The following is a 20,479-nucleotide window of genomic DNA, read 5'->3' on the forward strand; positions in this document are numbered from 1 at the left end:
CTAATTTTTGTAGAACTTCTTTGGAAAAAGCTGCGACTTGCCCCCCCGTGTGGGCAGCTCCCCCTTACGGTTAGGTTTGACATGAGCGTTTTCCACTGCCGGGCACCCGGCTTTACGGTTGCAGGAAGAGGTCGTAACCGTCAGAAAAGCCATAACCGTACAAAATCCTAATAACAATAAGCTTCGGCGCATGTATACAAATTTTATTCTGATCAGGAGAAAAATAAACAAGTGTCAAATGTAATTCGCTCCAAAGATATATCCAAAACGTCCAAAACCCTTGAAAATTCTGGCTTCGCGCATTTTTTTTGAGTAGCAAAACTTGGTAATGACAGTTCCAGCGCATAAATTTGCCGCACGTTAAGTTTAACTAATTAAAACATTCAGAAATGAATAAGGGAGATCTTATTAACAAAATCGCCGATAGCGCGAACCTTTCTAAAGCCCAGGCTACTGATGCACTGAACGCAGTGCTCGATGGCATCACTGACTCACTGAAGGGCGGTGACAAAGTTACCCTGATTGGCTTTGGTACTTTTTCTGTTTCCCACCGCGAAGCACGCAGCGGACGTAACCCACAAACCGGTGAAACCATCAAAATTGCAGCTAAGAACGTTGTGAAATTCAAGCCCGGTAAAGAAATTTCTGACGCTGTTAACGCTTAATTACAGCTAAGTCTTATAACACACCGGGTGGCGGCTAACGCCTCCGGTGTCCTAAAAGGGCAATCTGGTATACTTATCAGATTGCCCTTTTCTTCATTCTTAAACCACAACCCGCTACAAGCGGGCCGAAAGTACACAGCCCTACATATGAAATTCGGAACCAAAACCATACACGCCGGCGTACACCCGGACCCCGTGACCGGTGCCGTCATGACACCAATCTATCAAACGTCCACCTATGCACAAAGCGCGCCGGGCGACCACAAAGGCTATGAATACGCACGTACTCAGAACCCCACCCGGACTGTACTGGAAAACAACCTCGCTGCGCTGGAAAACGGGAAGCATGGTATTTGCTTCGGCAGTGGCCTGGCAGCCATGGATGCCGTACTTAAACTCCTCAATCCGGGGGATGAGGTGGTCTCCACCAACGATCTCTACGGTGGCTCCTACCGCCTGATGACCAAAGTGTACGAGCGCTATGGCATTAAGTCTACCTTTGTCGACTTCAATGACCTGGATGCGGTGCGCGCTGCTATCTCGGATCAAACCAGGCTTCTCTGGGTGGAAACACCAACCAACCCTATGCTCAACATCGTGGACATCGAAGCGGTCTGTGGTATTGCCCGGGAAAAAGGCATCCTGAGTTGCGTAGACAATACCTTTGCCTCTCCATACCTGCAAAACCCGCTGGATTTGGGCGCTGATATTGTCCTGCACTCCGCTACCAAGTATCTGGGCGGCCACTCTGATGTGGTCCTGGGCGCTTTGGTCACTGGCAGCGATGAGCTCGCGGAGCAGTTCCACTTTTTCCAGAATGCCGTTGGCGCCGTCCCTGGCCCTCAAGACTGCTTCCTCGTACTACGGGGCATCAAAACCCTCCATCTCAGAGTAGAACGGGCTTGCCACAATGCTGCACAAATCGCGGAAGTCCTCAAGGGAACGGAGAAGGTAGGCCACGTCTATTATCCTGGCTTTTCGGACCACCCGGGCCACGAAATTGCCAAAAAGCAGATGCGCTACTTTGGCGGCATGGTCTCTTTTGATCTGAAAGATGACCGCTTCGATCACGCAGTAAAAGTGCTCAGCAACACCAAAATCTTCACCCTGGCGGAATCACTCGGTGGCGTGGAGTCGCTCATTGGGCACCCTGCTTCCATGACGCACGCTTCTATCCCGCGGGAGGAACGCCTGAAAGTAGGCCTCACGGATTCACTAATCCGGCTAAGCGTAGGCGTCGAGGATGTCGAAGACCTCATTCAGGACCTGAAGCAGGCACTGGCACAGCTATAAGGCTCCGGCGGGATCAACAACAAAATTAAGGCTTCGGGGTTATGCCCCGGAGCCTTTTTTTATGCTTTACGAACTTCATTCTGTGCCTGAAGTTCACCCGGGGGCTGTAGCTCCATTGATGATTGTATCCCGCCTGTGGATCGCTGATAACTGCCACGTTGGTAGCCTCTGCCAAGTCCGCAAACTGACCGATATGGATGAAAGGGCTATGTACCTGAGCAAAAGCCATACAGTCCACAAAAAGCTAATCATTGGAATAGTGCTCTGCATCAATTTGAATTTGGTGGTTGACTAAAGATGCAGGATTCCAAAGGTGAAAACAACCACCTATTCCGGGGCAGATGAAGAAAATAGTCTACAAATTGTTTACAGGGGTTGCGAATAAAAACTTTTTGTTTTACTTTTGTTTTAAACACAATCTTAGGAAACAAAATGTATTAAAAATGAGCCCGCAAGCAGAACACATCAAAAATTATCTACAGCGCAACTGGTTTAAGCTAAGCATTGCTGCCTTACTGATTTTTGTTGCCCTGAAAAAAGACCTCAGCTTTAAGCTCAACCTCAACACACCGGTACAACTGGAACAAAGCCCTGAGGAGCTGCCAATGGAAAAAGCAGTCAAAAGTGAACGGTATACGGATAACGCCATCATTGATGCTACTGCCAGCCAAACAGAGCATTTTGACCTAACCGCTGCGGCGCGCAGCCCTAAGAAAGCCAACGCCCTGGAGCGACTGCAGCATACCGGACAGAAGCAGATTAGACAATACATTGAGCGCTTTGACAAAGTAGCAAAAAGCGAGGAGCGCAAGTTCGGAATACCGGCAGCTGTCACCTTGGCAAGTGCTTTGCTGCACAGTCAGGCAGGGACGGCTCCATGGTCCGCAGAGGGGCGCAACAACCACTTCCTGTTGCCTTGCACCGATGACTGGAAAGGGGCAGAAAAGTCTTACGATGGCTATTGTCTCAGGCAGTATGAGAATGCCTGGACCAGTTTTAGGGACCACAGCTTTTTCATCACCACCGGCCCATACAGCGACCTGAAAACACTGGATACGGATGATATACGTGGCTGGGCGGCAGCACTGGAAGACAAAGGATTTTCGGAAGAGCCCGACTTTGCCGCTCAGCTACTTGAGGTAATCCGGGTGTACGGGCTGTAGCCATGGGGAGGGTTGCAGGTGCCTGTGCGGCGCTAGTGGTCTGTCAAGTGTTAATTTATGGGTTGAGTGGGAGCGAATTTTGAGGCTAATCAAGGCGGATGTTCCCGCGCATAGCAGCGCTACGTAAGGGGTTGTCCAACGAAGAGTAGCCTCAAAAGTCGCCGCAGGCAACCCCTAGTTTTAGCCTTGACAGACCACTAGTCCGTCTCGACTCCTTTAAGCTCGTGCTTATAGTAATCGATACAGGCACCAAACACCCAACCCTCCTTACCACTTGGCGTGCGTACTTTCACCCAGGGTTCTTCTGCTGTGATTTCGCCCAGATCAATACGTTGTGTCGTATCGGTCACCTCACCCAGGAACTGCAACTCATCGTAGAGCTCCAGGCGTTCCATTATTTTGAAGCGGAGGCCCGGCCCGGTGCGCATATTCAGCGCAGGTGTGATGACATAGAGCGGTGTGGAAATAGCCGGCTCAACGCTTTCTGCTTCAGGTGCCGGGTTCTTTAGGGGCTTTACGGTAGTATCCAGTGGCATATAGTCGCCAACCAGCCCGGCATCGCGCAGGGAATCCGCCTGAGCCTCCTCTATGGCTTCCTGCTGTGCCTGTTCCTCGTAGGCCTCCTGCGTAGCCGCGCATTTGGAGACCGCCCAAATCATAAACAAAATAAAAAAGCCCCCAATGATGAGGATCTCTACCTTTGGTAACATACCACCAGACTGCTCACTCATACAAGATTGTTTTCAACGCTTTTTGTGTTACAAACTACAAAAAAGCTACAAAAAATTGCTTCCATAATCTGAAAAGCCTATCTTTGAAGCGAAATTATAAATTAACGCGGAATTGTCCTCCGAGCCTGCCCATTCGGGCAGCAATATTTCGGTTAACGGCTAGTCAGCGCATTGTTTTTTGAGTGCACTTTATGCTGACTGCCTATTCTGTCTTGTCTGTGCAGGGTGTTCTTCTCACCCGTTATTCCGGTCTATTTTGATTCATGAGCTGAAGGTTTACTCCGCGCCAGCTATACTAACATGAATGATGATATCTTCTACCAGGTCGCTTTGACGCTCATCCCCAAAGTTGGTGCGGTGACAGCCCGTAATCTAATGAGCTACTGTGGCGGAGCAAGAGCTGTTTTCGAGGCGACAGAAAAAGAACTGAAGGGAGTACCGGGTATCGGCGCTCAGCTCCTGCACAACATTCGCAACTCAGATGCCCTTTTCATGGCAGAGCGCGAGCTGGACTTTATTGAAGCGCATGGCATTCAGGTTTTATTTTACACTGACCCCGGGTATCCACAACGGCTCAGGCATTTACCCGACAGCCCACCTTTGCTTTATTACAAAGGCAACGCTGATCTAAATGCCAAACGTACGGTGGCGATTGTCGGGACCCGGCGGCCGAGCCCGCAGGGGGTGCATTTCTGCGAAGAGCTGGTGGAAGGGCTAAAACCTTATAATGCAACGGTAGTCAGCGGGCTGGCCTTTGGCATTGATATAGCCGCCCACCGGGCCTGTATTGCGAATGAAGTCCCTACAGTAGGCTGCGTTGCGCACGGGCTGGAACGCATCTACCCGGCTCAACACACCTATTCAGCTCTTGAAATGATTGAAAACGGAGGGCTACTCTCCGAATATCCCAGTCAGACGAAACCCGACCGGGAGCGATTCCCTATGCGCAACCGCATTATTGCCGGTCTTTGTGACGCTCTTATCGTAGTGGAGACCCAGCGGCAGGGCGGGTCTATGATTAGTGCGAAGATGGCAAATGACTACCATCGCGACGTTTTTGCCGTCCCCGGCCGGATACGGGACAGATCCTCAGCAGGCTGCAATCTGCTCATCAAAAGCCACCGGGCCAACTTACTGGAAAGCGTGGACGACCTTGCCTACGTGATGCGCTGGGAAAAGTCAGATGTTCAACAGGGCATACAGCGCGAACTCTTCCCTGATCTTACGCCCGGAGAGGAGACCATTGTCGCACTCCTGAAACAACAGGATTTATTGCCGGTCGACCAGATATCGGCCGCTACGCAACAAAGCAACAGTGAGCTGGCAGCGCTGCTTTTGGGGCTGGAGTTTAAAGGGGTCGTTCGAACGCTTCCGGGCAAGCGGTATACCCTTGTCTGAAAACAAGTGGGTTTTGTAACTTAGCGCGATTTGAATTGGCAAACCCGACCGCCCTGTTATCAGCGCGTAAAATCATTTTCATGAAGTTTCAGCTACACTACCTGCTTTTTTTACTCTTGCTGCCATTTGGCTGCAAAAGCCCGGAGAACCTTAACCTGGAGCTTCTGGAGCGCGAACCACCTGCCCGGAATATCATCTTGCTGATCGGTGACGGTATGGGTATTGGCCAGATCAGTGCCGGCATGTACAGCCATAAAAAGCCCCTGAATATTGAGCAATTTAATATCATTGGCCTTCAGAAAACTTACGCTTCGGATGACCTGATCACAGACTCAGCGGCCGGGGCTACAGCTTTTGCCACCGGGCATAAGACTAATAAAAGTGCGCTCGGGTTGGATGCCAGCGGCAATGTAGTCTCCAATATCTTTGAGCAGGCAAAAGCGCGGGAATACGCACTCGGGCTGCTGACCACTTCCTCTATAGTACACGCCACACCGGCCGGATTTTTCGCACACGTACCCCTGCGCAGTCAGTACGAAGATATTGCAGAACAACTCACGAATAAAGAGATCGATTTTTTCATGGGAGGAGGCATGCGCTATTTCAACAACCGGGATACAGATGGCCGGGACCTCATTAGCGACATGAGAAAGAACGGCTATAACATCTATGATGCCTACGAAACGGAGCTGTATACGATCACGCCTGACTTTAGCCGGGGTTTTGGTTATTTCACAGCTAAGGAAGACCCACCCAAAAATATGACCGGGCGGAAATACCTCCCGCCAGCTACCCGTATTGGCACTCGCTTTTTGCAAAAGCGCAGCAGCCGGGGCTTTATTTTCATGGTTGAAGGCGCTCAGATCGACTGGGCCGGGCATGCCAATGACCAGGAGTACATGATTACAGAAATGCTGGACTTTGATGAGGCAGTTGGCGAAGCATTGGCTTTTGCCAAACGTAATAAAGAAACACTGGTCGTCGTCACGGCCGACCACGAGACCGGAGGCTATGCCATTCAGCCGGGCTCCACCAGGGACTCTCTTATTGCCGGGTGGACAGCAGACAACCATACCGCCAGCCTCGTGCCTGTTTTTGCTTATGGACCACGGGCAGAACTCTTCCGGGGCATTTATGAAAATACTGCCATCTACGATAAAATGGTGCAAGCCCTTGGTTGGGGTGAGGAGACAGCTGCAGAAGAGAAATAAAAAAAAGCAGTTGCGGATGTACTGCAACTGCTTTTTTCATCAAAACCCTATGGGCTTAATTCAACTGGAAGCGGACGATAACCCCCCCTGATGCATCTGTTCTCGGCGCAGCCGGGCCAATAGCCGGAACGGTACGCCGGTAATCAAAGAACAGGCGCAGTGAGAGCCGCTGACTGATCGCATACTCTGCTGAAGGCGATATCGAAAAGGCATAAGTACCCCGGGTAGGCTCCTGAATACCCTCATCCAACCGGTGGGCAAAGCTGATATCATCCCGGATCGACATATCGAAGTTGATATCCAGGTCCTGCCCTTGTAAACCCCGGCCACCGCCGCCTCGCCGGTTATTCCTACCTTGATTTTGCTGGTTAGGGTCTTGCTCCTCCTCTTCTTCCTTTTTACGGTCTCGCTTCTTATTGCTCCCTGTCAGGAACGGAATGTCTACATTACGGATCAGGTAACCAAACCCAACGGTAAACTCCTCGGATTGAGTTTCATTCAGCTGGTAGTTGACGGTACTCAGGGCCAGTGTACGGGATTTTTTGTAATCCACATTCAGGCTTATACCATTTTGCAGAGTCATATCCAATGCAATCAGCGGAGCAAACTGTTCCTGAACGACCACATCGGCAATCTCCAAACGCGGATAAAAGTTGAACGTCCCGGTATCTATGGGCTCGGTAGCCCGGGTGGCCAGGAACGGCAGGCTCGACCGGAAGTTATTCACGCTAAGCGTGGACCGGTACCCGTGGGAGATAGAGAAGTTCTGGAAGATATCCCTAAAGAATGGAATCCGGGATAAGCCATTGTATTGCATCCTCCAGTTGACAGAAGGCATTTGATCAAAAATATTTAACCGCACACTATTGGGGTCCACATCCCGGTAAGCAGCAATGAAAGCAGGCAGAATAACCTCCTGCTGTGTATTACCATAGCCCCGGGTATAACCCAGCGCGCTAAGGTTTTCATCCTGATGATTTCCCACTCCTAAACGACGGGAAATAATGACGCGGTTGGCTTCGAAAGTATTAAAGAGCTCGCTGATATCATCCCGGCTGTCCCGGAATAGCGTACTCAGCGCATTGTAGGTCATTTGTGTGCTGCCCGTTTCGTAGGGAATGGTATGCACCAGCCGCCGGACGCCATCGCCGGGGAGGGTATCCTTGAACGTCTCTGAGTAATTCTCTGTGAAAGTCCGGTTGAGCTCCAGGTCAATGCGGAAGTCCTGGAAAGGCTCAATGGTAGCCCGCGCATCAAATCGCTGCGAATAGGTCTGCATAACCTCCCGGTTGAGGAAGGAACTCCCGGTAATCCACTGCTCGTTTTCCCTCAGCCAATCTCCCTCAATATTATTTGGATTGGGGTTGAACAACTGGTCGTCTGTTAAGTTTCGGATATTTGGCTGCAGTCCAGCCACAAAGCCCCAGCCCGGAGAGTCAAAATCCGTCATACCCAGTATCTGGGACTGCGGCATGTAACCCGGCACTGTAGTCGAAAACTGCTCATTATAATTAAAACGCACCCGCCGGACCAGCATCAACGGCCGGATCAATGCCCGTTCGATGGTCGATGGGCCATTGCGTTTCTTCTTTTTATCCTCGTCGTCATCCTGTTGGCTCTTGTCATCATCACGGGAACTCGGCTGTCGGCTGCGCGAACGGTTTGCGCCACCTCCGCCTCTGGAGCCCCGGTTGATTTTCCGCAGGTAATCTACTTTGTCATAAAGCCGCTCCAGGTTAAAGTCGAGGTCTGCCGTTCGGTTTTGGTTATTCTGAATGACATTACCAAGGCTATCCACGTTCAGGGCGGCAGCAGTCCAGTTGTAGCTGCCCTGGTACTGTACCTTTGCTGTCACCCAGCCCTGCAAAAGGGGCAGGTGCTTGATGGGCAGGTCATATCCCACGCTTAAGTTATGCTGATAATTCTTGGGCCGGCCGAAGTTGCGGATATTCGTCCAGATACTGTCCCGCCGGATCTCCCGCGCTTGTTCAAACCCGAAGGTCTCAACCAGGAAAGATTCATTGGGCTCATCAATTACAGCACTGTTGGTCGCATTGAAATTGAACTTCAAAGCTCTCGTCAGGTCCCACTGCAAGTCATAATCCCGGTCCCAGGTAAACCTTTTGTTGTAGAAAGTCCGGTACTCCGGTGCCACATCCGTGAAGCGGTAGCTCGTCGTTTCGAACACCCGGTTCATGATTGAGCTGAAGCTAAAGGCATTGGGCAACGGGTTGAAGTTAAACTCCGAAATGATCTTGAAAGCATTGCCCTGTATCCCTTTAAAAGGCTCGATGTAGTTGGTCCGCCTGCTAAAGGCATAATCGATAGAGCCCATATGCCGCTCTTCTTCGTTAAACTCAATAATCGGATCCCGAAACTCAGACTCCGTATAGGAATAGGATGCGCTGAAGTTGGAGATATCCCACGGCATCGCTGCCTTACTGTTATTCGCCCGCTCTTTGCGGACATTCGTCAGGTTCACACTTTTGATCGTGGTGACCTCCTGGGCAGCAGCACGTATAGAATCGCGCTCGGTCCGGTTATCTGCATCCCTGATTTTATCTTCCAGCAGGATATCCAAATCGTAAGGATCAAATTCCGGTGTGCTCGTGGTATTGGACAACTGTGCGTAGAATGGCAACTGAAGCCCCCAGCTATCCGGCAGGAACTTGTCCAAATTGAAGTTGACCGCAAAGTCATAGCCCGTCAGCCGCTCCCGGGCCCGCTCCTGTACTTTCTGGTCCAATGCACCAAAGCCAATAGTGCTGATGTTACCAGCTGCAGCAATCGAACCGAAGTCCGCCAACTGAGCATCAATCCTTGCAGTAGCAGCGGCACCGCCCCGCTCATCCAGACCGGTAAGCCGCATTTCATTTATCCAGACCTCCAGATCGAAGTTCTCGTCCTCCGTCACAAAGTCGTACTGATTTCGCACCCCGACCATCAGGACTTTCACCTGCCCCACACTGGGGTTGCCCCTTATTTTCAGGCGGTGAATCTTAGAGCCTACCTGCTGCTGCTCGACATATTCCTCGCTCAGGTTTACGCCGCCCTCGTTGCGCCGCTTTTTAAGCTCTACAAAGTCTTTCAGCGCGAAGTCAAACCCGTTGTCCGGCCGCCAAACTGCATTTTTATAGGAAGAGCTGGTTGGCGCTCCCGATAGGTCCTCCACTTCCGACATCGTCAGCGGAATTTCGTATTCGTAATAATTGCCCTGGAAGTCACTACCCAGGCGTACGAAAATAGAGGTAGCACCCTCCGGAATCTCCGTACCATTCTTTTCTTCAGCGTGGATGAACATTTTGAAGCGTTCGTAAACCCGCATGTCCATGTTGATGACTTTGAAGACCGAGCGGGTCGCCCCGTTACACAGGTCTTCGATATTGAGCGACAGGGACTGCTCATTCTGCAGGTTGGTAAAAACGCCTACTGCCCGTTCCCGCTGAATACCTTCCGGCAGCACGTAGTTGAACGGTTCACGACCGCTGTTCTCCTCGATATTGACGTTATCGACCGTGAAGTTGGTCTCGTCGTCAATACATTCCGGTGTGGCAGGGCCTCCTACCTCAGACAGGTCCGGGCGGTAACGCCGCCATTGGTTTCTTACCAGTTCGAGACGGGCAAAACGCAGCGTCACCGGCGCATTGAAATTGTGCAGGTACATCCGCATAAACTGAATAGAGCGGAAGTCCCGGATGCCACCGACTGCCTTATCGGGCTCCGTCAATGGGATGCGGAAACGGTACCAGATCCGTCCGTTGGAAGCCTGCCTGCGGTCGGTGATATAAGGTGTCTCTTCAAGGTCAATTTCACCGGGGTTCTCCAGGCTACGGCGCAATGGGATCTTGTACTCGAAGTAGGTTTCCGATTCATTCAGGGTATTGTCCTGGTTGAGGTCCTCTGCATCCGGGATGTTGGTACCGGTTTGGCGGAGGTTTTGGTTACCGGTGTTCTGGGAAGCGGAGCGGGAGTTGCCGTCCGGGTTGTTGAATTGGATGTAGCGCTCGTAAACCCCCGCTTCATTGGGCCATTGCCCATCGTTATAGTACCGGAAGTTGTCCTGTGAAGGATCTTCTGCCACCTGCTGTCCCACCACCGGGTTGGTCGCCGAAATGGCCTCGATGTAATCCTGGTATTTGATCCGCTCAGCGGCATCGCTCAGGCCATCCAGGCCTACGTCCTGCTGCTCGCGTGTCGCCTCATCGATGTCGAAGCCCCGGGTAATCTGCTGAGATACCGGCACCCGTGACCATTCCGTATCATTGGTCGGGCGGCTGGGGTTGGTCGGTCCGGGAAGGCCGTTCTCGTAAAACAGGCGCGAGTCCCGGAGGATATCCTCTGAAATGTTACCCAGGTTGATATAGAGGTCTCCCTGCTTGGCATCAGCGTCAGAAGCAGCACCCTGCCCGGACTCGTCCAGGAAAGGGCTCAGCATCCAGAATTCCAGGAATTCAATATTGGCAGACTGGAAATCGTTGGTGGTCATGTCACGCATAATACCTGCCCACCGGGTCTGAGGGTCTCTGAGTTCCACCCGCCCATTGGAGGTTTCCACCCCGCGTGTGTAGCCGGGATAGCCTTCAGGGACATCAAAGTTGTAAGGGCCCCGCAGCGTAGGATAGTATCGCAGGTCAAAGGTCTGCACGTTCGGTAACTGGTTGGGCTGCAACTGCAAGTTAGGGAACACCTCAAGCTGAGGCACCTGGCTGGTGTAAATATTCGCATTATCATTCCCACCCCGGGCCGCCTGATCGATCCGGTACCAGTTGAGCAGAGCCCGGTTGGCACCGTAGCGCAAGTCATTGATGAGCTGCCCTTCCGGGAGAAGCTGTTCTGCGCCCGGGTCGTCATTCCGCGGCACACTGGCCAGGAACCAACGGTTGGCCTGAGCGCGGAGGTCGAAGCTTGCACCACTGCCTTCAAAGTCATCGATGTAGACCACGCCCCCTTCGTCCACCGGGTTGAGGCTGATGGCCCGGGCATGGCCAGGTTGAATAGCGGCCACCTCAGCAGCTACCGTTATACTGGAGGGTTCCTTCGTGGACAAGCCAGGCAGGGCATCCACTGCACGGGTCAGCCAGGGCGCCTGACGGCTTAGGTTGAGGTCCATCCCGTAGATATTGTTGTTGATGGGGTCATCTCCAACGTTTACTTTCTGGGTAAACGGCCGCTCGAAAAGCTTCAGGAAGGTCGCACCGATGTTAAAGTTCTCATCGATTTCATAGTCGGCCCTCAAACCGACCATCGTCTTTTGCTGGAAGCCGAAAAGGGTGTTGTCCTCAAAGGAAACATTCACCGGCACGCCCGATTGCAGGATGGCATCATTCAGGATGCGGACCTTACCAATGGTGTAGTCCACCTCATAATCCCGGCCCTCCTGTAGTACCTGCCCGCCGGCGCGCACTGTCACCGAGTTCGGAGGGATATTGAAGGCACCGAGCGATATCTCTGAGGAGACACTCGATTTGTATTCTCCCCGGATGATAAACCGGTTCTGTTCGGCGGCTTCCTGCGCCAGGAATACGGTAGTCCGGTAAAGGGAGTCATAAACGTATTTTCGCCGGAGTTCTTCGTCGTTAATCTGCCTGGCCAGTGCAGCACCGAAAGGCTCCAGGACCGGGAACATGATCCGCCCGTTTCGGGGGTTGATGGTTACGCCGGGCACAAAGTCAAAGATACCGTCGGGCTGCGGGTCGCCTTGTGTATTCAGGCTATCGAGGTTGAAAATGCGCAGCAGCGGAATGCCTGCGATGTTGGTCTCCGGCAGGAATCGCTTTTGGCCTGCGCCGGGATCATCGTAGAAAATATCGAGGCGGAAGTCCTCCTGATTCACCTGAAAGGCACCGATAGGGTACACGTTTTTCATCATCAGGTCCCAGGTCGGCACGTCGGTCCGCTGCGTGGTACTCTTGAGCATTTTCACAAAGAGCACCTTAGGCGTCAGGTCGGTGGTATCGGTACCAACTGTGCTGTTGTTGATCGACATCTCTCCTACCCGGAAGATGCTGCCGTTGTATTCATATTCGAAAGCCACGCCCAGCACCTGATCGGGCTGCACATTGATATTCACGGAGACGAAGCCCAGCTCCGGGTGGAAGGTGTATTCTGAAGGCTGTAGCTTACGCGCACTTACTTTTTCAAAATCGCGGGTTTGCTGCAGCTCGAAGTCGTTTTTGAGGGTAGAGACCGCGCGGTCGATATCCCGGACCTGTTCGCCACGGGAGATGATACGGCTGTAGAGGTCGTTGGCGGAGTTATCAGGGAGCAGGTCCCGGTTGACCAGGTCGCGTTTATTCCAGGAAGGATTTTGGGTAATTTTATCCGGGCTAACCAGGCGGTTCGGCTCGGCAAGGTCAGCCAGGGCAACGATATCCCGCACATCCGTTACTTCGTTGCGGTCGTTGGTGATCCAAACCTCAAGCTTTTTGATTTTGAAGAGGCTGTTGATCTGCGGCAGGTTCTGCAGAGAGCGGTTGAAGTTGTCGCGGTTGTAGAAAGTCAGGAGGAAGTGGCGGTTTTCGTCGTATTCATCGGCGCGGACTTCAAACTCCTGCACCTGGCTACCGCCTTCAATTTGGATATTTTCCTGTTGGGAACGCTGCTGGGAGACAATGGGCGTCAGGCGCAGGTGCCCGAATTTTAGTTCTGTTTTCAGACCGAAGAGGCTTTGCCCGCCCTGAATCAGGTTGCCCCGGAGTGGCAGGCTTACGTTACCGGCTTCAATTTTCTGCAGGATAGCATCCTCTCCCCCTTCAAAGTTATCGGAGTTGTAGTCCAGCTTAATCTGGTTGTCAAAGTTGAAGTTGGCGTTGGTGTTGTAAGTGGTGGTCAGGTTCAGCTTTTCCCCGATTTTACCGACTACGTTCATGTTGATATTCATGTTGAAGTCGAAGTTGGTCAGGTTCCGCTGCCGTTCGGGCAGGTCAGGGCGTTCCGTGATACTGGAATTGACGCCGAAGGTCAGGTCGATATTACCCTGCGGGCGGATGTCCACCTCTGTACCACCGAAGAGGCGCTCCAGGAGGTTTTCCTTCACGTCGATTTTCTCAATGGGGTCAAGGGCCCCGGTAGCCCCGGTGGAACTAATGCCCGCCAGCTCATTGAAATAATTCTGCTGATCCTGCCTTTGACGGAAGTCGAGGTACTCATCAAAGGACATAAAGGTAGGCGGGCGGTAGAAGTCGTCGCCAATTTTTTCGGTAATGATATACTGCCCGGTAGCCGGGTCAAATTCCACACTCTGCTCAACGGCATCGGGGTCATTGAGGTCAAATGGATTGGAATTCGGGTTCGTCAGAAAGTCGCCGTAGCGCTCATCGATGTCCGGGATGGTATCCGAAGCTACCGTGTAGCTGCTGCTGTAGGGGTCTTCACTGAGGTGAGGGCCACTTCCCAGAGCAATAGTTGCTATCCCACACAAAAACGTAGCGAGTATCAGTAGTTTATTCATATTCAACATCATGGAATTCTTGCACGAGGCATCGCTTAATCCGTAGAAAATCAAAAGTCTGGGCATCAAAAGGGTTAAAATCTTGTTAATCCTAATCCTTTTACGAACACAATTTTCAGGGTGTTTCACCTATAAACGAAGGTGGCGGGTATATTTTACCCCACCCGATAACTTTAACATTCTGCTTTTGGGAAACTCCGGAAGCCTCCTGTCCTGTCTTAAAAGACGGCGCAAAGTAACGCATTTCAACAGGGGCAACCAAAGCAAAATAGATTTGGTTACGGAACATTCAAAGAATCACCTCGCCATATGATGGTCCTAAGAAAGCTCCTTAAGCGCGAGCTTGATCAGGGCTTCCACCTGCCCAATCCCGGGCTGGGCTTTCAGCACTTTGTTCAGGGCTTTTTGCGCATGAATGCGGTTGAACTGAAGCGCAACCAAAGCTGATAACGCCTCCTCCCGGATCGTATTGTCTGCCTGTTGCACATTGGCTGGCAGGTTTTCGTCGCCCCCGTCCTTGAGGAGTTTGTCCTTGAGGTCGAGTATGATCCGCTGTGCGGTTTTCGCACCAATGCCTTTGATACGCTTGAGCCCGGCCACGTCCTCGCCAATGATAGAGGCCCGCATCTCGTCTGGTGTCATAGAAGAGAGCATCAGCTGCGCGGTGCTCGGCCCCACACCGGATACGGAAATCAGGTGGCGGAACAGGTTACGCTCAACAGACTCGGAAAACCCGTAGAGCGTGTGGCTGTCTTCCTTGATGTGCTGATGGGTCAGGATTTTGACGGCCTCCAGCTTTTCGATAAGAGCGTAGGTGTGCAGGCTTATGTTGATATGGTAACCGATACCACCGGCTTCCACTACGACATAGGTCGGGCTTTTGTGGGTTATATTCCCTTTGATATACGTGATCATGATTAAAATGAGGTGAGGTAAGCAACCTGTTTCAGGTAATTGGAATGCGAAGGTAAGAAGTTCTGGTGGAAACATAAAATAGGAGTGGTGGAGAGCGTGCACGCAGGGACGCAGAGAAAAGGCACGCGAAGGTCGCGGAGAAATGGGATGCAGAGGCATGGCATACAGAGGGGGGGCAGGCTTTTGCTGCAGATGAAGTCAGCTGATTATTCATTTTTTTGATCTATTGAAGGCTGTTTATTTTTATGCGATATCCGTAGGGAAATGCGCTGAAAGTGATTGTCTGTGAACTGCCTGAACTGCAAAATAATAGATGGGATATTAGGCAGGCTCAGCCAAAAGTATCTATTTTACACTCGTTTTGCAGCGCCGTCTCATCGGGCAACAGAAATGAAGAACCACACCGGGAAGACCCCGGCTTAGCTAAAACTACAATTACACATGTCGAAAGCGAACACCTTTGACTTTGACAATCAGCCCTCACTCTTTGGGCACCCGATTGGGCTTTTCGTCCTATTCTTTACCGAAATGTGGGAGCGCTTCTCCTACTATGGCATGCGCGCCATCCTTGTCCTTTACATTATCAGCTCCGCTACCGGAGACAACCCGGGCCTGGGCTGGGAGTCCTCTGAGGCGTTGGCCCTTTACGGCTGGTACACCATGCTGGTGTATGTGATGTCTATACCCGGTGGTATTCTGGCCGACAAGTTTATCGGGCAAAAGAAGGCGGTGCTCTACGGTGGCTTGACGCTGGTTGCCGGGCACGGTATTTTGGCTATTGAGGCTATTTGGGCTTTTTATACGGGCCTGGCCCTCATCATTCTTGGCGTAGGCGGGCTGAAGCCCAATATTTCCACTATGGTGGGCGGCTTGTACAAGCAAGGTGATGAAAGGCGCGATCAGGGCTTTACTATATTCTATATTGGTATTAACGTTGGGGCCTTCCTGTCCTCCCTCATTGTGGGTGCGGTGGGCGAGACCATCGGCTGGCACTATGGCTTTGGACTGGCAGGTATTGGCATGCTCCTCGGGCAGGTCATTTTCATGCTGGGGCAAAAATACCTGAAAGGCGTAGGCGAGCCGCCGAGCAAAGCCCCCAAAGCAGCCGGAGAAGCAGCAGATTCCTCCTTTGGCGATTTGTTCCAGGAGCTCTTCAGGAGCCCGGTGCAGCTGGCCATTACAGTGGGGCTTATCTTCGGCTCTTCGATTCTGGCATTTACCGCTTTTGAAGGCACAGACCGTTACCTCTACACAGCGCTGTTCCTTTTCCTTTCTATCGTAGCCGGGCTGATGATGATGATCTACAAGGAGATCAACAGTATCGAGAAAGACCGCTTTATCGTGCTGATCCTGTCTTTCCTGATCATTATTGTCTTCTGGGGTGCCTTCGAGCAGGCGGGTGGTTTGCTCAATATCTACACGCTGAACAAGATTGACCGGACGGTGAACTTCCTCACCATTGATCTGCTGTTTTACGGAGCCGGCGGCATTTTGGTGATCCTAGGCATCATCCATTACCTGCAGAAAAAAGATACGTACTACCTGTTTTTGCCGATTGGTGCACTCATTTTAGCAGGCTATGGCTTCTACCGGTCGGATTTGTATACCTCAGAGATGTATGAAATCCCGGCATCGGTATTTCAGTCGGTGAATGCCTTATTCATCATTATTTTCGGTACGCTGGTGGGCAGCTTCTGGATTTGGTGGAAGCATCAGGGCTACGAGAGTTCATCTCTGGTGAAAATGGCAGTGGGTACCATTATTATGGGCGCAGGCTTCCTGTTTATGGCGAAAGCCAGTGCGGATGTGGAACAATACGGCGATAAAGCCGCCCTCTATCTGCTCATCCTGGCCTACCTGCTGCATACGCTGGGCGAGCTTTGTGCTTCACCGGTTGCCTTGTCCTTTATCACGAAAGTAGCGCCCGTCAAGTATGTCTCCATTATGATGGGGGTTTATTTTGCGGCCACCGGCCTGGGCAATAAGGTGGCGGGTGCCATCGGGGAGTCTTCTCAGCTGGAAACCGTGAGTACGGAACTGGTGGCTTCTCCGGTGGAATATGACCTGGTTGCAGATACGGTCATCATGAAAGCCGATGATTTTGAGTTCACGGCCAATGCCTACCTGGAAGGCGGGCAGGTGGTGCTCCGCGAGGGCGGTGTGGACGTAAAGGAACTGCTGCAGCTTTCGCCCGAAAATGAGCAGTTACTGACCGAATACCTGCAAGAAGAAGGGGCGGCATCAGATGCTCAACTGACGGCAGTGGTGCGCATGGCCTATGATGAGGAAGCCAAAGCCGCCATGAAAGACGGTGGCGCTAAGGTCGATATCAGCAAATACAGTGGCGAAATTGAACTCTTTGAACTTCAAAATCAGCAGGAGTATAAGACCTTTGTCGGCATCTTCATCTTTACCGCAGCCTTTGGCGTGCTGCTGTTGCTCTTCTTCAAGCGCCTGAAGAAACTGACCCACGGCGCGGAGGACACCACCGACACCCACTTCGAGGAGCAGGAAGGGTACGAAATTGCTGATCAGACTGACGAGGACAATCCTACACAGGATGATGACGGATCTATGCTGAACCCTCCGAAATCATAAAAACCCTGGTCTCCAGCCTTCTTTTGGAAAGGCCGGAGGCTTTGTCATCTAACCAAATTACGAATCTGCAAGCCCTGCTTCGGGGCCAACAAAAAACAGCAAAACACTTATGTCGAACGGATCATTGAACAGCCTGACCAAACACGGAACTGTGCTCGGGCACCCTTCGGGGCTATTCGTTTTGTTTTTCACGGAGATGTGGGAACGCTTTTCCTACTACGGTATGCGGGCCCTGCTCGTCATTTTCCTCATTGGCGCTATTGATGTAGAGAACCCCGGCTGGGGATGGGAACGGGAGGATGCCCTTTCTTTATTAGGCACCTATGCGCTCATGGTCTACCTCACGCCAATTCTAGGCGGATACATTGCTGATAGGATGATCGGCTATCGTTCAGCGGTGGTTATCGGGGCATTGCTGATGACCCTGGGCCACGCCTCTATGGCCGTGGAGACCCCGCTCTTCCTCTATATTGGTATTGGATTTCTGATCTTTGGCAACGGCTTCTTCAAGCCCAATATGACCTCCATCATCTCCAAGATGTACGAAAACTTCCCGGAGAAAAAAGACGGCGCCTATACCATCTTCTACATGGGTGTGAATGCCGGCGCCTTTCTGGGCATAATGCTTTGCGGGTACCTGGGTGAGAAGGTAGCCTGGAGCTTTGGCTTTGGCCTGGCTGGTATTTTTATGTTTCTGGGCATGCTTCAGTTCTACTTCGCCAAGCCCATTTTTGATGGCATTGGCGACAAGCCGGAAGCTACTACTGATGAAGAGCTCGAGATACCGGAGGGCGACAAGCTCAACCCTTTCACCCTGCTGGACAAAATTCTGATCGGCGCTTTTGTGGTGCTCTCGGTAATCTGGATTTTCAATGATCCCCTGTCCAAGATCGGGGAAATGCCAATATTGCCGGGCGGAGCAGAAGGCACTGTGGCCAATTCCGTGATACTGACGGCTCTGGTTGCCTTCCTTGTACTGCTTATTTCCCGTCTGACCCGTTACACACCGCTGGTGCGGGATAAAATGATTGCGGTGGCCATTTTTGCCTTCTTCACCGTATTCTTCTGGGCTTCTTTTGAGCAGGCGGCTGGTTCTATGGCCATCTTTGCCAAAGACTATACGAGCCGTGCGCTGGCTGGCAATACGGCCATGATTTTCAAGATCGTGGATACGATCATCACCATCATACCACTGGCGATCATCACCTGGGTGCTTTACAGCCTTTTCCGGATGACCTACAAGAAGATCACGCTTTCCAATATTATCCTGGGGCTGAGCTTTGTGATCATCTGGGGGATCGTGATTTACAAACTAATGCGGGAGTTTTCCAATACAGGGACAGAGGTACCCGCCACCTGGTTTGCCATTCTGAATTCCCTGTTCATCATCATGTTTGCGCCTTTGTTCTCCCGCTGGTGGGAAAGCAAGTACAACCCTTCTGCGGCGGTGAAGTACGGAATCGGGCTGTCCCTGCTGGGCGTAGGCTTTGGTTTCCTGGTTTTCGGTTCCCTTTCCATTCCTCAGGGTGCAGAGACCGCAGCCGTAAGTATGATCTGGCTGATTCTGGCTTATCTGTTCCATACTTTGGGCGAGCTGTGCCTGTCACCGGTAGGGCTTTCCTACCTTAGCAAGCTGGTGCCGGGCCGCATGATTGCCTTTATGTTTGGCATCTGGTACCTGGCCATTGCCATCGGCAATAAGCTGGCACACTTTATGGGCGGTAAGATTGACGCGATCGTCTCGCAGTACTCTCTGAGTACGTTTTTCCTGATCTTCACCATAGTCCCTATTGCCTCCGGGCTGCTGGTGATGGCGCTCAATCCATTGCTCAAGCGCCTGATGCATGGTGTGCGCTAGGTAGCGATACACATCTTGAGGGACCGGGCTGTTGCTATTTGGCGCAACAGCCCGGTTTTTATTTCTTCCCTTCTGAAACTTTGAAGGCAGCGGATTTACCGCTGTTTTGAAGAGGTATATCATATAGTAATGAGGATAACCGACACCACTTACTATGAAGCCTGCCGTTTTTGTTGCAGTTGCCTAAGGCAGTAGGGGCAATGAAAAGAAGTCTGCTACTGCCCCCGTTACTCACCAAAATCCAGTTTCTGTGAACACTCAGGTGATCGGCGTGGGATGCTTTCCATTTCAAATCAGGTGGCGACTTTAGCCACGTAGCTATACGGGGGGCGGCCTGACAGACAACCTTACGTCTTATGCTCAGGCCACGATTCCAAAATCGTCGCCTGAGTTTAAACCAAGAAAGCGCCTTCAAAACCGAAGCTCCATACCCCTGCGCCCTTTGCCAGACCACGGCGCCTTGAACTGAAGGATCAGCGTGAGGTTGAGCTCATTGATGGGGCGAAGCATTTCACGGTCTCTGTTTCTCAGCCCCAGTCCATGAATATAGGAAAGCTCCACCATATACCTTTTGTACCAGTAGGCGAGTGACAGGTGTGAGGTGTACTCGAAATAGCGATGATCAGGAGCGTTTTCACGGTAATTGTAACTCGTGATTTTCCAGTAATCTTTTCCATCTGTACTTATCTCAGAATTATGGATGTAGTTCAGCCCAAGTCCAGCTCCTACCAAAAATGCATCAGCAATTGAACGCTTAACAGCAAAATCCGTACGCCAGCTATCAAAGCGATGAAAATTTATACTAGCGATGCCATCTGTCCGCATTCTGAATACACGATCAAAATAATAGCCGTTCGCCCAGGAAAAGAATAGCGCTTCGCCTATTTGTTGTTCTACGCTCAAACCAACCAACAAGTGCCTTAGGGTTTGTGCGTCCACATCGTACCAATCTGGACGAGGTCCTGCTACATGGAAATCCCCTCCTTCAATATCCGTCAATCCTCCTCCCAGCCGCAGGCTGAAGTAGGTCTGCCCGTGCAGGGCACTTGCGCTGAGCAGTAGGAGTAAGGCAGTAAAGGTGCGTTTGAAGTAATGGTTCATGGCTTTATTTTTTTAGCCCTCCTGATTTCCGAAATTGCTTCTTCCGCTTGAAGAGAGAATGCAAAGATGCATTACTCGTTCTTTTTGGAAATCAGG

General features: G+C 51.6%; 12 protein-coding genes. 7 read left to right on the forward strand and 5 right to left on the reverse strand.

Annotation, left to right across the window (positions count from 1 at the left end):
* On the reverse strand, positions 1–192 hold the full coding sequence (locus ACO08I_RS09970) for a hypothetical protein (protein ID WP_282775554.1): 192 nt from the start codon (positions 190–192) through the stop codon (positions 1–3).
* 197 nt (positions 193–389) lie between these two features.
* Here ACO08I_RS09970 and ACO08I_RS09975 point away from each other — a divergent pair, with 197 nt between their 5' ends.
* From ACO08I_RS09975 to ACO08I_RS09985, 3 genes are all read left to right on the forward strand, one after another.
* A complete protein-coding gene (locus tag ACO08I_RS09975; RefSeq protein WP_044222245.1) occupies positions 390–665 on the forward strand; it encodes an HU family DNA-binding protein in 276 nt (91 codons plus the stop codon).
* Between the two features lie 147 nt (positions 666–812).
* On the forward strand, positions 813–1,958 hold the full coding sequence (locus ACO08I_RS09980) for a cystathionine gamma-synthase (RefSeq protein WP_044222242.1): 1,146 nt from the start codon (positions 813–815) through the stop codon (positions 1,956–1,958).
* A 443-nt stretch (positions 1,959–2,401) separates the two neighbouring features.
* Positions 2,402–3,121, forward strand: a complete 720-nt coding sequence (locus tag ACO08I_RS09985; protein WP_421949229.1) for a glucosaminidase domain-containing protein — start codon at positions 2,402–2,404, stop codon at positions 3,119–3,121.
* Between the two features lie 197 nt (positions 3,122–3,318).
* On the opposite strand, the gene ACO08I_RS09990 is transcribed toward ACO08I_RS09985, so the two are convergent.
* Positions 3,319–3,852, reverse strand: a complete 534-nt coding sequence (locus tag ACO08I_RS09990) for an SH3 domain-containing protein (protein WP_282775552.1) — start codon at positions 3,850–3,852, stop codon at positions 3,319–3,321.
* Positions 3,853–4,152: 300 nt separating this feature from the next.
* Here ACO08I_RS09990 and dprA point away from each other — a divergent pair, with 300 nt between their 5' ends.
* Together dprA and ACO08I_RS10000 are read left to right on the forward strand one after the other, a co-directional pair.
* Positions 4,153–5,250 carry a DNA-processing protein DprA gene (gene dprA, locus ACO08I_RS09995; RefSeq protein ID WP_282775551.1) on the forward strand — a complete coding sequence of 366 codons (1,098 nt, stop codon included), beginning with the start codon at positions 4,153–4,155 and terminating at the stop codon, positions 5,248–5,250.
* A gap of 80 nt (positions 5,251–5,330) precedes the next feature.
* A complete protein-coding gene (locus ACO08I_RS10000) occupies positions 5,331–6,461 on the forward strand; it encodes an alkaline phosphatase (RefSeq protein ID WP_421949230.1) in 1,131 nt (376 codons plus the stop codon).
* Between the two features lie 55 nt (positions 6,462–6,516).
* Here the strand turns inward: ACO08I_RS10000 and sprA are convergent, their stop codons facing one another.
* Complete coding sequence (gene sprA, locus ACO08I_RS10005) at positions 6,517–13,911, reverse strand: cell surface protein SprA (RefSeq protein ID WP_421949231.1); 7,395 nt, start codon at positions 13,909–13,911, stop codon at positions 6,517–6,519.
* A 318-nt stretch (positions 13,912–14,229) separates the two neighbouring features.
* A complete protein-coding gene (gene ruvA / locus ACO08I_RS10010) occupies positions 14,230–14,826 on the reverse strand; it encodes a Holliday junction branch migration protein RuvA (protein ID WP_282775548.1) in 597 nt (198 codons plus the stop codon).
* 441 nt (positions 14,827–15,267) lie between these two features.
* Here ruvA and ACO08I_RS10015 point away from each other — a divergent pair, with 441 nt between their 5' ends.
* Both ACO08I_RS10015 and ACO08I_RS10020 read left to right on the forward strand, forming a co-directional pair.
* Positions 15,268–17,424: a peptide MFS transporter gene (locus tag ACO08I_RS10015; RefSeq protein ID WP_421949232.1), complete on the forward strand. Its 2,157-nt coding sequence runs from the start codon at positions 15,268–15,270 to the stop codon at positions 17,422–17,424.
* Between the two features lie 109 nt (positions 17,425–17,533).
* Complete coding sequence (locus ACO08I_RS10020; RefSeq protein ID WP_282775546.1) at positions 17,534–19,282, forward strand: peptide MFS transporter; 1,749 nt, start codon at positions 17,534–17,536, stop codon at positions 19,280–19,282.
* Positions 19,283–19,693: 411 nt separating this feature from the next.
* Here ACO08I_RS10020 and ACO08I_RS10025 read toward each other — a convergent pair whose 3' ends face one another.
* On the reverse strand, positions 19,694–20,383 hold the full coding sequence (locus ACO08I_RS10025; RefSeq protein WP_421949233.1) for a hypothetical protein: 690 nt from the start codon (positions 20,381–20,383) through the stop codon (positions 19,694–19,696).
* Positions 20,384–20,479: the final 96 nt, after the last annotated feature.

Origin of the sequence: Phaeodactylibacter xiamenensis, assembly GCF_965229835.1 — a bacterium.
Lineage (GTDB): Bacteria > Bacteroidota > Bacteroidia > Chitinophagales > Saprospiraceae > Phaeodactylibacter > Phaeodactylibacter xiamenensis.